13 protein-coding genes are annotated in these 14,431 nt (G+C 66.7%); 5 read left to right on the forward strand and 8 right to left on the reverse strand.

The features are described 5' to 3' along the window. Positions 1-8: 8 nt before the first annotated feature. Positions 9-1,121 (reverse strand): App1 family protein, encoded by a 1,113-nt coding sequence (locus tag FB478_RS09260; RefSeq protein WP_261377375.1) that lies wholly within the window; start codon positions 1,119-1,121, stop codon positions 9-11. A gap of 32 nt (positions 1,122-1,153) precedes the next feature. Then, entirely contained in the window at positions 1,154-1,885 is a 732-nt protein-coding gene (locus FB478_RS09265) for a DUF72 domain-containing protein (RefSeq protein WP_144600252.1), read from the reverse strand. A gap of 43 nt (positions 1,886-1,928) precedes the next feature. On the opposite strand from FB478_RS09265, the gene FB478_RS09270 reads away from it, so the two are divergent. The 3 genes from FB478_RS09270 to FB478_RS09280 all read left to right on the forward strand — a co-directional run bounded on the left by FB478_RS09270 (position 1,929) and on the right by FB478_RS09280 (position 4,873). Continuing rightward, positions 1,929-3,755, forward strand: a complete 1,827-nt coding sequence (locus FB478_RS09270; protein WP_261377376.1) for a glycoside hydrolase family 15 protein — start codon at positions 1,929-1,931, stop codon at positions 3,753-3,755. 114 nt (positions 3,756-3,869) lie between these two features. Further along, positions 3,870-4,160 carry a hypothetical protein gene (locus tag FB478_RS09275; protein WP_018770571.1) on the forward strand — a complete coding sequence of 97 codons (291 nt, stop codon included), beginning with the start codon at positions 3,870-3,872 and terminating at the stop codon, positions 4,158-4,160. Then, positions 4,160-4,873, forward strand: a complete 714-nt coding sequence (locus FB478_RS09280) for an HAD family hydrolase (RefSeq protein WP_144600253.1) — start codon at positions 4,160-4,162, stop codon at positions 4,871-4,873. The genes FB478_RS09275 and FB478_RS09280 overlap by 1 nt, the downstream gene beginning before the upstream one ends. Before the next feature lie 37 nt (positions 4,874-4,910). Here the strand turns inward: FB478_RS09280 and FB478_RS09285 are convergent, their stop codons facing one another. Next, positions 4,911-5,159, reverse strand: a complete 249-nt coding sequence (locus tag FB478_RS09285; protein ID WP_134165448.1) for a hypothetical protein — start codon at positions 5,157-5,159, stop codon at positions 4,911-4,913. 192 nt (positions 5,160-5,351) lie between these two features. Between FB478_RS09285 and FB478_RS09290 the strand changes: the two genes are divergently transcribed. Beyond that, positions 5,352-6,533, forward strand: coding sequence for a zinc-dependent alcohol dehydrogenase (locus FB478_RS09290; protein WP_144600254.1), 1,182 nt, complete (start codon positions 5,352-5,354; stop codon positions 6,531-6,533). Between the two features lie 85 nt (positions 6,534-6,618). On the opposite strand, the gene FB478_RS09295 is transcribed toward FB478_RS09290, so the two are convergent. From FB478_RS09295 to FB478_RS09310, 4 genes are read right to left on the reverse strand one after another with little or no spacing between them, the layout of a single operon-like run. Beyond that, positions 6,619-7,431 (reverse strand): bifunctional allantoicase/(S)-ureidoglycine aminohydrolase, encoded by an 813-nt coding sequence (locus tag FB478_RS09295; protein WP_018770567.1) that lies wholly within the window; start codon positions 7,429-7,431, stop codon positions 6,619-6,621. A 17-nt stretch (positions 7,432-7,448) separates the two neighbouring features. Next, positions 7,449-8,726 (reverse strand): DUF6986 family protein, encoded by a 1,278-nt coding sequence (locus tag FB478_RS09300; protein WP_144600255.1) that lies wholly within the window; start codon positions 8,724-8,726, stop codon positions 7,449-7,451. 3 nt (positions 8,727-8,729) lie between these two features. Further along, positions 8,730-10,328, reverse strand: coding sequence for a malate synthase A (gene aceB, locus FB478_RS09305; protein ID WP_056391409.1), 1,599 nt, complete (start codon positions 10,326-10,328; stop codon positions 8,730-8,732). A gap of 34 nt (positions 10,329-10,362) precedes the next feature. Next, on the reverse strand, positions 10,363-11,811 hold the full coding sequence (locus FB478_RS09310) for an NAD-dependent malic enzyme (protein WP_056391405.1): 1,449 nt from the start codon (positions 11,809-11,811) through the stop codon (positions 10,363-10,365). 221 nt (positions 11,812-12,032) lie between these two features. On the opposite strand from FB478_RS09310, the gene FB478_RS09315 reads away from it, so the two are divergent. Beyond that, positions 12,033-12,788 carry an IclR family transcriptional regulator gene (locus tag FB478_RS09315; RefSeq protein ID WP_144600256.1) on the forward strand — a complete coding sequence of 252 codons (756 nt, stop codon included), beginning with the start codon at positions 12,033-12,035 and terminating at the stop codon, positions 12,786-12,788. Positions 12,789-12,877: 89 nt separating this feature from the next. Here the strand turns inward: FB478_RS09315 and FB478_RS09320 are convergent, their stop codons facing one another. Beyond that, positions 12,878-14,383 (reverse strand): nucleobase:cation symporter-2 family protein, encoded by a 1,506-nt coding sequence (locus tag FB478_RS09320; protein WP_018769697.1) that lies wholly within the window; start codon positions 14,381-14,383, stop codon positions 12,878-12,880. Positions 14,384-14,431: the final 48 nt, after the last annotated feature.

The raw sequence follows: 14,431 nt of genomic DNA on the forward strand, positions 1-14,431 counted from the left end.
GGAGCCGTTCAGCCCCGGAGCAGGTCCAGCATGGCCAGCTGCTTGGCGATGCCGGCGCCGTCGGGCGAGTAGATCCACGGCACGCGGGAGGTGGTGTGGTCGCCGTCCTCGGAGTGGCCGCCGGCGAACACGGATTCGCTGACGGACAGCTGCCGGATGGCGATTGCTGCAACCTTGTCCGGGTTTTCGGCGGCAAAGGCGGAGTAGATGGCCTCGTCATGCTGTCCGTTGTCGCCGATCAGGAGCCACCGCATGTCCGGGAATTCCTGGGCCAGCCGCTCCAGGTTGCGGTGCTTGTGGTCCTGGCCGCTGCGGAACCAGCGGTCCTGGGTGAGTCCCCAGTCCGTGAGCAGCAGCGCGCCCTTGGGGTACATGTTGCGGGTCAGGAACCGTGCCAGGGTGGGGGCCGCGTTCCAGGGGCCGGTGGACAGGTAAATGACCGGGGCTTCAGGGTGCTCGATGGTCAGCCGGTCCAGCAGCACGGCCATCCCCGGAGTGGCCATGCGCGCCCGTTCGCTGAGCACGAAGGTGTTCCACAGGGCCAGGAAGGGCCGGGGCAGGGCGGTCACCATGACGGTGTCGTCGATGTCCGAGACGATGCCGAACTGCACGCCCGGAGCGATCACCTGGATCAGTGCCTCCGCCGGCTCGGTTCCCTCGGCCCGCAGCACGGCAGTGTGCCAGCCGGGGGACAGCTGCACGTCCACCTCGGTGTCGATCAGCCCGCCCCGGTCCGCCGTGACGTGGGTGACCACATCACCGATGGTGATTTCGACGTCGGAAAACTGCAACGGCACCCCCGTGAACGCCCGCCAGCCGCGGATGTTCTGGTTGCCGTTCCTGGCCGCGTGCTCGGCCTTGCTTCCGGGCGGCGGCTTCTGTGTCAGCAGTACCCTGCCCAGGACGCGCACCCGGGTGGTGGAGCCATAACCCTGGTACGCGATGGTCTGCGGCACGAACTTCCACCGCTTGGCGAGCTGGATCCGGACGTCGTTGACCGCGTCCGACAACCGGTGTGCCAGCCGGAAGAACTGGCTTCCGGACAGGGCGGTGCGGCCCTTCGTGTTCCGCCGGGGTGGGCGTGCCGTGTCCTGGTCGGGGTTCTGCGGGGCCGAGTCCATGCCACCACTCTGCCACAGGGCGGCAGCGGGCATCAGCCGTTGCCGAGGATCGCGCGCAGGGTCCGGGCGTTCCACACGGCGTTCCCGCCGCCGTCGTTGTTGAAGTACGCGTAGACATCGATGCCCGCGCCGTCCCACTCACGGATCCGGTCGGCCCACCAGTGGAGGTCGGCGTCCGAGTAGGAGCCGCCGTAGAGGTGCTGGTGGTCGGGTCCGTGCAGCCGGACATATGCGAAGGGGGCGGTGGTCCGCAGGATGCAGGGCAGGTTGGCGCCGCTCATGATGCAGTAGGCGGCCTGGTGCCGCTCCAGCAGGGCAAACACCTCAGGGCAGTCCCAGCTGGGGTGCCTGAACTCCACGGCAACCCTGATCCACGGCGGAACCGCAGCGAGGAAGTAGTCCATCCTGGCGTCGTCGCGCTCCAATTGGGGCGGCAGCTGGACCAGGAGCACGGCACGTTTGTCCCCCAGTTCGTGCCAGCAGCGGGCAATCCGCTCCACCCAGACTTCCGGTGAATACAGTTTCCGCGCGTGCGTGAGTCCCCTGGGAGCTTTGACGGACATGGCGAACCCGGTCGGCAGGCGCCTGTTCCATCCGGCGAAGGTGGTATCCCTGGGCCAGCGGTAGAAGCTGGCGTTCAGTTCCACCGTGCTGAATTCGGCGACGTAGCACTGGAGCCGGTCCCGCACGGGCAGCCCGGGCGGGTACAGGACGTTCTCCCAGTGGTCGTAGCTCCAGCCGGAGGTGCCGATGTGGATTCCCATTTGCCTCAGGCTACACCGGGCTTCCCCTTCCGTTCGGGCCCGGGTGTGGCAGGGTAATGTCATGGCGCGAATCGAAGATTATGCGGTTGTTGGCGACCTTCAAACCGGAGCCCTGGTCAGCAGGGAAGGCTCGATCGACTGGCTCTGCCTCCCGAGGTTCGATTCCCCTGCCTGCTTCAATTCGCTGTTGGACACGCCGGACTCGGGGCGCTGGCTGCTGGCTCCGGAAAGAGGGGGCGAATGCACCCGCCGGAGCTACCGCGAGGGCACCCTCATCCTGGATACGGAGTGGGAGACGCCGGACGGAACCGTGCGCATCACCGATTTCATGCCGCCGCGTGATTCCGTCGCTGACATCGTCCGGATTGTGGAAGGCATCAGCGGCAGCGTCAGGATGCACGGCGAACTGGTCCTGAGGTTCGACTACGGGCACATCATTCCGTGGGTGCGCAAGGACAAGCGCGGGCTGCACGCGATCGCCGGTCCGGATGCCGTCTACCTGGTCACTCCGGCACCCCTGCATGGCGAGAACATGCACACCGTCAGCGACTTCACCGTGAACGCAGGCGAAAAGGTACCTTTCGTGCTGACCTGGGCGCCCAGCCATGTGGGACGCCCGGTATCCGTGGACGCGGAAGTAGTCCTTGACAGCACCTTTGCATTCTGGCGGGGCTGGTCCTCGCAATGCACCGTCAAGGGCAAGTACCGGGAGGCCGTGGTCCGTTCCCTGATAACGCTCAAGGCGCTGACGTATGGCCCAACCGGCGGGATCGTCGCGGCCGTCACAACGTCGCTGCCGGAGCAGCCGGGCGGCCAGCGTAACTGGGACTACCGCTACTGCTGGCTGCGGGACGCCGCCATGACGCTGCAGGCGCTGCTGGCGGCCGGCTACACCGCGGAGGCCGCGGCCTGGCGGGACTGGCTGCTCCGGGCCGTGGCCGGCGACCCCGCCGACCTGCAGATCATGTACGGGATCCATGGCGAGCGGCGGCTGCCGGAAATGGAGTTGCCGTGGCTGAAGGGTTACGAGAACTCGGTACCGGTGCGGATCGGGAATGCGGCGGCTGAGCAGTTCCAGCTGGATGTATGGGGTGAGGTCCTTGACTGCCTGGCGCTGACCCGGAACTCGCTGCTGACGCATACGGACGAGGCCTGGGACGTGCAGATTGCGCTGATGGAGCACCTTGAAACCATCTGGGACCAGCCGGACAACGGGCTCTGGGAGATGCGTGGGCCGCGCCGGCATTTCACCCACTCCAAGGTCATGGCGTGGGTGGCTGCGGACCGGATGGTGAAGGGTGTGCGCGAGTCCGGCCTGCCGGGCCCCGTGGAGCGCTGGGAGCTGCTGCGGGACCAGATCCGCAAGGACATCATGGCCAACGGCTTCGACGCGGAGCGCAATACGTTTGTCCAGTCCTACGGCCGTCCGGAGCTGGACGCCAGCCTGCTGTTGATTCCCAGGGTGGGGTTCCTGCCGCCCGATGATCCCAAGGTGGTGGGAACCATCGAAGCAATCCAGCGGGAGCTGACCCAGGACGGGTTTGTGCTGCGGTACCGGCCGGAGCAGAGCGACGACGGCCTGCCGGGCGACGAGGGCGTCTTCCTGGCGTGCTCGTTCTGGCTGGTGGAGGCGCTTCTGGGGGCGGGCCGCCATGAGGAATCCCGCGAACTCTTTGAGCGGCTGCTGGAACTGCGCAACGACGTCGGGCTGCTAAGCGAGGAATGGGCGGTGAAAGCCAAGCGTCAGCTGGGCAACACGCCGCAGGCGTTCAGCCATTTTGCCCTTGTGACTAGCGCCCTGGAGCTGCATCAGGATACGGTTCGGCGCAGTGACAGCCCCATTCCGCCTGAAGGGGTGGATTCGCGCTGAGGCGGCGCGGACCGGGGCTGGAACTTCTCCTTCGCAGGATAGATAAGTATACTTACTAATACCTCATGGAGTGCTCCCAAGCACAGCGCCGTGATTGATGGAGGAGTGATAGTTATGGCCGGATATTTTGAGCTCGTTGATGCCCCCGACGGCGGGTACCGGATCAGGATGATGGACGGAAGCGGGAACCTGATGGCCATCTCGGTAACCTTTCCCACCAAGAGGGCTGCTGTGGCGGGCGTCGCGATGGCCCGGGAAATTGCCGGCACCGGCCTGATCCGGGACAAGAGCCTGGACGGCGCCGGATCGGTCATCCGCGACCGCGTGCGGCCCGTCAACTCCCCCAAGGAGGAGGCGGCCCGGCGGAAGAAAGCGCCGGAGGCACGACGGGCAGCGGTGAGCTGATGCCGGATTCCACTCCACCCCCCGGCGGCCCGCGCCGGGGGGTCCTCTTTGACGTTGACGGGACGCTGATCGACTCGTCCTACATCCACACCGTCGCCTGGTGGGGGGCGTTCCGCCAGTACGGCCACGACGTGCCCATGGCGGCCATTCACCAACTCGTTGGCATGGGCGGCGCCCGGCTGGTGGACAATCTCCTGCCATCCGGCCGCGACCGCGGCGAGGATGAGGACATCATGGCCAGCCACGGCGCGCTGTATGCCTCGCACTGGCCCTCCCTCCGCGCCCTCGACGGGGCCAAGGAACTGTTAGGCCGGTGCCATGCAGGCGGGCTGGCCGTGGCCCTGGCATCCTCGGCGAGGGACCGCGACCTCCAGGTGATGCGGTCCGTCCTCGACGCCGACCCCTTCATCGATGCCGCCACCAGCGCGAATGATGCGGAGGAAAGCAAGCCTGCGCCGGACATCCTGGAGGCGGCCCTGGCGGCCACCGGCCTCGATGCCGCAAACGTTGTCTACGTCGGGGACGCGGTATGGGACATGAAGGCGGCGGCGGCGCTGGGGATCCCTTCCATCGGCGTGACCTGCGGTGGAATCCACGCCGGCCAGCTGCGTGACGCCGGCGCGGTGGAGGTCTACCAGGGACCGCGCGACCTGCTGGAAAACCTGGGCTCAAGTGCCATTGGCCGGCTGCTCGCGCTCCAGCCGAACGCCTGACAGCACCCCGCTTGACGGCACCCACGCCTGGCGGCGGTCATAACGGCTGGCCGCCGGGCACCGAATCCTCGTTGCCGGCGATGGCGGGCTTCGTCCACGACACCACCACCTTCACCGAGCCGTCGTCATTCCGCTCGATGTCAGTGGCCACCTCTGCTGCGGGCGCGCCCATTTCCGCGATCCGCGCGCGGTAGGTGCTGACCAGCTCAGCCAGGCTTTCTTCCGTCCATTCACCCGGACGCATGCGGGTGGAGATCTCGACTGGTTCCGGCTGGTACAGCGACATGGCATTCCTCTTTCCCGTTGTCTTTTGCCTGCCCTTCCTACGCTAGGAGCAGTCGACGGCGGTCACAAGGTTTTCATCAGCATGCTTACTTTTTTCCCCTAAAACAGATAGCGTCGAAGAAAGGGTGCCTGCAGGCGCCCTTCGCACGCCCCCGGAGAGAGCCCGGCGGCAGGACAGAGTGAAAGGGAGACTGTGAAAGCACTGACGTGGCAAGGAAAACGGTCGGTAAGCGTTGAAGAAGTACCCGATCCCGTCATCCAGGAACCGACGGATGCGATCGTCCGGATCACCTCCACAGCCATCTGCGGCTCGGACCTGCACCTCTACGAAGTCCTGGGGCCATACATGCACAAGGGCGACGTCATCGGCCACGAGCCGATGGGCATCGTGGAAGAAGTGGGAAGCGGCGTCACCAACCTCCGCAAGGGCGACCGCGTGGTGATTCCCTTCAACATCTCCTGCGGTTCCTGCTTCATGTGCAGCCAGGGCCTGCAGTCGCAGTGCGAAACCACACAGGTGAAGGAGAAGGGTTCCGGCGCGGCACTGTTCGGTTTCTCCGAGCTGTATGGATCCGTACCCGGCGGGCAGGCGGAATTCCTTCGCGTCCCGCACGCGGATTATGGCCCCATCAAGGTGGGCAGCGAGCTACCGGATGAACGCTACCTGTTCCTTTCCGATATCCTGCCCACGGCGTGGCAGGGCGTGGAGTACGCCAATGTCCAGCCCGGTGGCACCTTGACGGTTTTCGGGCTGGGGCCCGTAGGCCAGTTCGCCACCCGGATCGGGATCCACCGCGGTTACCGGGTCATTGGTGTGGACCCGGTCCCGGAGCGGCGTGAAATGGCCGCCCGCCACGGCGTGGAAACTCTTGACTACAGCAAAGGCGTCGCCGACGAACTGCGGGAGATAACAGACGGCAGGGGCCCGAACGGCATCGTGGACGCCGTCGGTATGGAGGCGCACGGTTCCCCGGTGGCCGGCTTCGCCCACCAGGCCCTTGGCCTCCTGCCGGACAAGCTCGCACAGAAAGCGATGGAGACTGCCGGCGTGGACAAGCTGGCCGTGCTGCATACCGCAACCGACGCGGTCCGCCGCGGCGGCACCCTGTCGCTGAGCGGCGTCTACGGCGGCGAAGCCAGCCCCATGCCACTGATGACCATGTTCGACAAGCAGCTCCAGCTGCGCATGGGCCAGTGCAATGTCCGCAACTGGACGGACCAGCTCATCCCGCTGGTGGAGGACGACGCCGATCCGCTGGGCGTCATGGACCTGGTCACCCACCGCTCCGGCCTGGAGGGTGCGCCCGCCCTGTACGAAAAGTTCCAGAAGAAGGAAGACGGCTGCATCAAGGTGGTCCTCAACCCCGGCGCCTGATGCCCGGGTGTCTGTACACACAAGCAGGGGCGGCTACGGAAATCCGTAACCGCCCCTGCTCCTGTCCGGACAGGCCGCAAAACTCCTAGGTGAGCTTCACCTGGCGGTTCATGTCCTTGTAGAGCAGGTAGCGGAACTCACCCGGGCCGCCGGCGTAGCAGGCCTGCGGGCAGAAGGCACGCAGCCACATGAAGTCGCCGGCCTCCACCTCCACCCAGTCGTTGTTCAGCAGGTACATGGCCTTGCCCTCCAGGACGTACAGGCCGTGCTCCATGACATGGGTTTCCGGGAACGGGATCACGCCGCCCGGCTGGAAGGTCACGATGTTGACCTGCATGTCATGGGCGAGGTCGCTGGAGTCCGTGAAGCGGGTGGTCTTCCAGACGTCGTTGGTGTCCGGCATGGACGTGGGCGCCACGTCCTTTTCGTTGGTGACGAAGGACTTGGCCTCATAGCCTTCCAGGCGCTCGTAGGCCTTGCGGATCCAGTGGAAGGACACGATGTCGTCGGAGATGTTCTCCAGCCCCCACTGCGCGCCGGCCGCCAGGTAGGCGTAGCCGCCCTCCTCCAGCTGGTGCAGCTCGCCGTCGAGGGTCAGGTTGACCGTGCCCTTGGTGACGAAGACGACGCCCTCAACGCCTTCCTCGAACTCCGCCTTCGGCGCCCCGCCGCCGGGAGCGATTTCGACGATCAGCTGCGAGAACGTGGTGGCGAAACCGGAGATGGGGCGGGCAATGATCCAGGAGCGGGTCTTCGAGAAGCCGGGCAGGTTGGACGTGACGATGTCCGTCAGCACGCCCTTGGGGATGACCGTGTAAGCCTCGGTGACGATGGCGCGCTCGGTGGTGAGGTGGGTCTGCGGCGGCAGGCCGCCTTGCGGGTAGTAGTACTTGCCCATGAACGAAGGTCCTTTTCTTAGGAGTTTGACGTGGTGGCGAGCCGCGGGTGCGCCAGCGCGGTGAGCTGCGGAATCCCGACGCCGGCAAGCGCCTGGACTTCATCCGCACCGACTGCGCCGCACTGGACGCCGCGGAGCACGAAGGCGGCCAGGGCCCGGGCTGTGGCGGGCTCGTCCATGACGCCGCCTTCGGTCCGCTCCACATAGTTCCGCAGGCGGGCGGCGGCGGCCGGCAGGCCCTCGCGGTAGAACGCATAGGTGGCGGCAAACCGGCTGGGCAGCTGGGCCGGATGCAGGTCCCAGCCCTGGTAGTAGCCGCGTTCCAGCGACCGGCGGACCAGGCGCCCGTGCAGCTGCCAGGCGTTCTCCACGTTGTCGCCCACCGGGATGATGTTGGTGGACCCGTCGGAGAGCCTGATGCCGGTGCCGGCGACGGCCAGCTGCATGACCTCCTTGGCGAAGTCGGCCACCGGGTGCTCCATGGACTGGTACTCGGCAGAGATCTGCAGCGACGCCGAGTAGTCGTAGGTGCCGTAGTGCAGCCCGCTGATCCGGCCCGGCACGGCATGCGGCAGCTGCGCCACCGGGGAGGTGCCGTCGGGGCCGAGGATCAGCTGTGGCGTCTCCACCTGGACCTCGAAACGGAGCCGTCCGGCGGGCAGCGAGTGGACTTCCTCCAGCCGCGACACCGCGTAGTCCATTGCCTGGACCTGGGCCACGGTGGTGACCTTGGGCAGGGTCAGGACCAGGCCCTCCGGCAGTTCGCCGGCGGCGGCGAGGCCGGAGACAAACAAGTCCAGGGTGCGCAGCCCCCGCGCACGGGTGGCCGCCTCGAAGCACTTGAAGCGGATGCCGATGAACGGCGGAGCGGACCCGGCCGAGACGGCGGCGGCCACCGCGGACGCCGCGGCAACCGCGGCGGCGTCCTCGGCGTCGTCGCCCCGGTCCCCGAAGCCGTCCTCAAAATCGAGGCGCAGGTCCTCGATAGGTTCGCTGGTGAGCTTCGCTTCCACGCGCCCGGCGACTGCTTCGGCGAGGCTGCCTTCCTGGCCCAGGAGCCGGCCCAGTGTTTCCAGGCCGCCGTGGGCGTTGGCCACAGCCAGCGCCTGGGCGCCCCAGTCCGCAGCGAACGACGGCGTGAACCGGTCCGCGGGCACGTAGACCGTATGCACGGGCTGGCGGGAGCCGTCGTCGCCCGGGTAGTTGCGCTCCAGCAGCCGGTCGGTGGCGGCCAGCTGCCCGTCGATGTGCGCGAGGTCCCCTGCGGACAGCGAGGGCCTGGATGCTGCGGCCATGCCTCAGCCCACCAGTTCGTAGGCCGGCGTGGTGAGGAAGTCCGTGTAGTCGTCGGAGAGGCAGATGTCCGCGATCAGTTCGCTGGCCGGCTGGTAGTAGCGGCGGAACGCTTCATCGCCGAACTCCGTGCGGAGCCGTTCCGTCTCCTCGGCCAGGATCCGCTCCACCAGTTCCCTGGTCACGGTGTTGCCGGTGTCGGCCAGGACGGACTTGTTGCGGATCTGCTGCCATACCTGTGAGCGGGAGATTTCCGCGGTGGCGGCGTCCTCCATCAGGTTGTGGATGGCCACGGCACCGTTTCCGGACAGCCAGACGGCCGTGTAGGCGACAGCCACGTAGAGGTTCAGGCGCAGGCCGGCCTCTGTGACCTGGCCGTCGGCGGAGGAAACATCCAGCAGCTGTTCCGCGGTGACCGAGACGTCCGGGCGCTGCTTGTCCACCTGGTTGGGCTTGTCGCCCAGCACCGAGTCGAAGACTTCGCGGCAGGTGGGGACCAGGTCCGGGTGGGCAACCCAGGAGCCGTCGAAGCCGTCGTTTGCCTCGCGGGTCTTGTCCGCCCGCACCTTTTCGAAGGCAGCCTCGGTGACTTCCGGGTGGCGCCGGTTGGGGATCACCGCGGCCATGCCGCCCATGGCGAAGGCGCCGCGCTTGTGGCAGGTCTTGACCAGGAGCTCGGTGTAGGCACGCATGAACGGCGCGGTCATCACCACGGAGGCGCGGTCCGGGAGGACGAATTCCTCGCCGGCGTCCCGGAAGTACTTGATGATGCTGAACAGGTAGTCCCAGCGGCCGGCGTTCAGGCCGGAAGCGTGGTCCCGCAGTTCGTACAGGATCTCGTCCATCTCGAAGGCGGCCGGGATGGTCTCGATCAGCACGGTGGCGCGGATGGTGCCCTGGTGCAGTCCCAGGAAGTCCTGCGCGAAGACGAACACGTCGTTCCACAGCCGGGCTTCAAGGTGGCTCTCCATCTTGGGCAGGTAGTAGTACGGCCCCTGGCCGTTGAGCACCAGCTGCTTGGCGATGTGGAAGAAGTGCAGGCCGAAGTCCACCAGCGCACCCACGGCCGGCTCGCCGTTGACCAGCAGGTGCTTCTCCTGCATGTGCCAGCCGCGGGGGCGGGCCACCACCACGGCGAGCGGCGCGTCGGTGCGGAGGCGGTACTCCTTGCCTTCCTCCGAGGTGTAGCTGAGGGTGCCTTGGGCGGCGTCCCGGAGGTTCAGGATGGCGTCGATGACGTTGGCCCAGGTGGGTGTGCTGGCGTCCTCGAGGTCCGCCAGCCACACCTTGGCTCCGGAGTTCAGGGCGTTGATGGCCATCTTCGCCGGCGAGGCGGGCCCGGTCATCTCAACCCGGCGGTCCTGCAGGGCTGCCGGTGCGGGCGCAACCTTCCAGTCGCCGTCGCGCACGTCCTTGGTTTCCGGCAGGAAATCCAGCTTGCCGGTTTCTGCCACCCGCTGCCGCTTGACGGCGCGGGCCGCCAGCAGCTCGTTGCGGGTGCCGGCGAACCTGTTGTGAAGTTCCTCCACGAAGGCCAGTGCCTTGGGCGTGAGGATCTCCTCTGCGCGTGCGATGGGCCGGGGATCTGTGACGGTGATGGCCATTTCTGGTCCTTTCCTTTGGCTGGACGTCGGGCGGTCAGGCGGAAGCCAGTGCTGCTGCTGGTTCCAAGGCGGAATCGGCCGGTTCAGCCGTTGCAACGTGTGCGGACCGGGCGGCCGCGGCCACCGCTGCGGCAACGTCGGCAGCCACATGGGGATCGAAGACGCTGGGGATAATGTAGCTGGCATTCAGCTCATCGTCAGCCACGCGGTTGGCAATGGCCTCCGCGGCGGCCACCAGCATGTCCGGTGTGATGTCCGAGGCTCCGGCGTCCAGCAGGCCGCGGAAGAAGCCGGGGAATGCCAGCACGTTGTTGATCTGGTTGGGGAAGTCGCTGCGCCCGGTGGCCACCACGGCGGCGTGCCGGGACGCGATGACGGGATCGATCTCGGGCGTGGGGTTGGCCATGGCGAACACGATGGCGTTCTCCGCCATGGCTGCCACCTGCTCCTCGCCGATCACGTGCGGTGCACTGACGCCGATGAAGACGTCCGCGCCCACGAGGGCCTGGTGCAGGCTACCGGCAAAGCCTTCCCCGTTGGTGTTCGCGGCGATCCAGCTGCGGTGCTCATCCCCGTAGGTCTCGCCGGAGTGGATGGCACCGGAGCGGCCGGCGGCGATGATGTGCCGCGCACCCTGGGCTTTGAGGAGCTGGATGATGGCGGAGCCGGCGGCGCCGACGCCGGAGACCACGATCTTGACGTCCTCCAGCTTCTTGTCCACTACGCGCAGGGCGTTGACCAGGGCTGCGAGCGTGACGATGGCGGTGCCGTGCTGGTCATCGTGGAACACGGGGATGTCCAGCTCCTCGCGGAGCCGGTTCTCGATCTCGAAGCAGCGCGGGGCGGCGATGTCCTCAAGGTTGATGCCGCCGTAGACGGGGGCCATGGCCTTGGCGATCATGATGATTTCTTCGGTGTCCTGGGTGTCCAGGCAGACCGGCCACGCGTCCACGTTGGCGAACTGCTTGAACAGGGCAGCCTTGCCCTCCATTACGGGGAGGGCTGCGGCGGGGCCGATGTTGCCCAGGCCCAGGACGGCCGAACCGTCGGTGAGGACGGCGATGGTGTTGCGCTTGACCGTCAGGTTGCGGGCTGCCGCGGGATCCTCGGCAATGGCCAGGCAAACGCGGGCGACGCCGGGCGTGTAGGCGCGGGAGAGGTCGTCCCGGTTGCGCAGGGCTACCTTCGGGACGACCTCGAGCTTGCCGCCCAGGTGCATCAGGAACGTGCGGTCCGAGACGTGCTGGACCGTGACGCCGTCGAGCGCGTCCAGGGCGTCCTTGACGCGGGCGGCGTGGGCGTCGTCGGTGGTGTTGCAGGTGACGTCCACCACCAGGGTCTCGTGGTGGGATTCGCTGACGTCCAGGGCGGTGATTGCTGCGCCTGCGGCTCCCACGGCTGCGGCGAGTTCGCTGGTGGCGCTGAAGCTTGACGGTGCTTCCACGCGCAGGGTGATCGAATTTCCGGGGCTGGGGTTCGCCATTGAATGTCCTCCTGTTGGGCCTTGGGCCGGCTGCTGCTCGGATCCGAATGTTTTCGTATTATGGATATTATTATCTACTTTATGGAAACACAACCCCTCCGATTGCGACCGGAGGCCAACGTCGCCGTGGAAACCCGCGTGCTGTATCTTGGGTGTTCTAAGCAACTCTTTTCACGATGCGGATAAGAGTTGTCGGATTCCGAGCCGTAGGAGACAACGGAATGGCAGAAAAAGCCTTTGGTGGGGTGCAGTCGGTGGAGCGCGTTTTCGAACTGCTGGAACTCATCACCGATGCCGGCGGCGACGTCACGCTCAGCGAGCTGTCGTCCTCCACGGACCTGCCGCTGCCCACCATCCACCGCCTGCTGAGGACGCTGGTGTCGCTGGGCTACATCCGCCAGCTGCCCAACCGGCGCTACGCCCTTGGTCCCCGGCTCATCAGGCTGGGGGAGGGTGCCAACAAACAGCTGGGTGCCCTGGCCCAGCCGCAGCTGAAGATCCTGGTGGACCGGCTGGGGGAGACCTCCAACATGGCTGTGCTGGACTCGGACATGGTGATCTACGTGGCCCAGGTGCCGTCGCTGCATTCCATGCGCATGTTCACCGAAGTGGGCCGGCGCGCCCATACCCATGCCACCGGCGTGGGCAAGGCCATCCTGGCCCAACTCGACGACGACACGGTCCGCGGCATCGTGGCCAGGGCCGGGATGCCCACCCCTACCGCCAAGAGCATCGGAGACGTGGACGAACTCCTGGCGGACCTTAAGCTCATCCGCGAGCGGGGATACTCCATTGACGAGGAAGAGCAGGAACTGGGTGTCCGCTGCTTCGCCATGGCAGTGCCCAACGCGCCCACCCCCACGGCGATTTCCGTATCCGGTCCCGTATCCCGGGTGGACGAGGACTTCGCCGACAAGGCCGTGCCGGTCCTCCGCGAAGCGGCCGAGGCCATCTCCCGCGAGCTCAACCGCACCTGACGCACCTGCCCTGCGCGGGCGGTGCCAACCACGCGCGACGGCGGCCCCTCCTTTCCGGAGCGGGCCGCCGTCGTCGTTTGCGTGGAAGGTCAGTGCTCTGTTGCCTTGCCGGCTGACTGGATGGGGACTTCCTTACCGTCGCAGTCGATGAGCTTGCCGTTCTCGAAGCGGTCGCCTTCGGCCAGGCACCGGAGGTCCTCCGAGCGCACCAGCCGCTCCGTGCCGGCCACGAAAACGGACTGGTTGTCCGAATTTCCGGCCCGGAGGTGGTTGAACAGCAGGTTCAGCAGGATGGCCATCACGGCGGCCGAGCTGATGCCGGAGTGGAAGATGGTGCCGAACCAGGACGGGAACTGGTCGTAGAAGGCCGGGGCGGCGATGGGGATCATGCCGAAGCCGATGGAGGCGGCCACCACGATCAGGTTCATGTTGTTCTTGTAGTCCACCTTGGACAATGTCCGGATGCCGCTGGCCGCAACTGTGCCGAAGAGCACGACGCCGGCACCGCCCAGGACGGGGGTGGGCACCGCGGCCACCACCCGGCCAAGGACCGGCAGCAGGCCAAGGACCACCAGGATCACGCCGCCGGCGCTGACCACGAACCGGCTCTTGACGCCGGTGATGGCCACCAAGCCTACGTTCTGCGCGAAGGCGCTCTGGGTGAAGGAGTTGAACAGCGGGGAGACGGCGCTGGACAGCATGTCCGCCCGCAGGCCGTTGCCGATCCGCTTGGAGTCCACCTTGGTTCCAACGATCTCGCCCACGGCAATGATGTCTGCGGAGGTCTCGGTGAGGGTGACCAGGATGACGATCAGCATGGAGATGATGGCGGCGAGTTCAAACGTGGGCGGTCCGAACGCGAAGGGGGTGGGGAAGGCGACGATCCCGCCCTGGCCCACCTTGGAGAAGTCGGCCATGCCGAACGCGACGGCGATCAGCGTGCCCAGGACCATCGCCAGCAGGATGGACAGCCGGGAGATGGCGGCGCTGCCCACCTTGCTCAGCAGCAGGACGATGCCCATGGTGGCTGCCGCCAGGCCGATGTTCGCAACGCTGCCGTAGTTGGGCGCCTTGTTGTTGCCGCCCATGGCCCAGTTTGCGGCAACCGGCATCAGCGTCAGGCCGATGGTGGTGATCACCGTGCCGGTGACCACCGGCGGGAAGAACCGGATGATCTTCGAGAACAGGGGGGTGATCAGCAGGCCGATCAGGGAGGCCGCGATGACCGAACCGAAGACGGCCTGGATGCCCCCGCCGCCGTGGACGATAGCCACCATCGTGGAGACCCCTGCGAAGGAGACGCCCTGGACCAGCGGCAGCTGCGAACCGAAGAAGGGGACGCCGACCGTCTGCAGGATGGTGGCCAGGCCGCCAACGAAAAGGCAGGCCGCAATGAGCAGGCCAATGTCCTGGGAGTTCATGCCTGCGGCCGCGCCGATGATCAGGGGCGGGGCAATGATGCCGCCGTACATTGTGAGGACGTGCTGGAAGCCGTAGGCAAACATGCTTCCGATCGGGAGGCGCTGGTCCTCGGGGCGGGCGGGCCGTGCGCCTTTTTCGGCGGCTGCAGTGGCCAGTTTCTTCTTGGTGTTCATGGCAGACTTTCTTGGTTCATGGCAGACGTCATCGTCTGGCTAACGTTG

Origin of the sequence: Arthrobacter sp. AG367 (assembly GCF_007828995.1) — a bacterium.
In the GTDB taxonomy this organism is placed as follows: domain Bacteria; phylum Actinomycetota; class Actinomycetes; order Actinomycetales; family Micrococcaceae; genus Arthrobacter.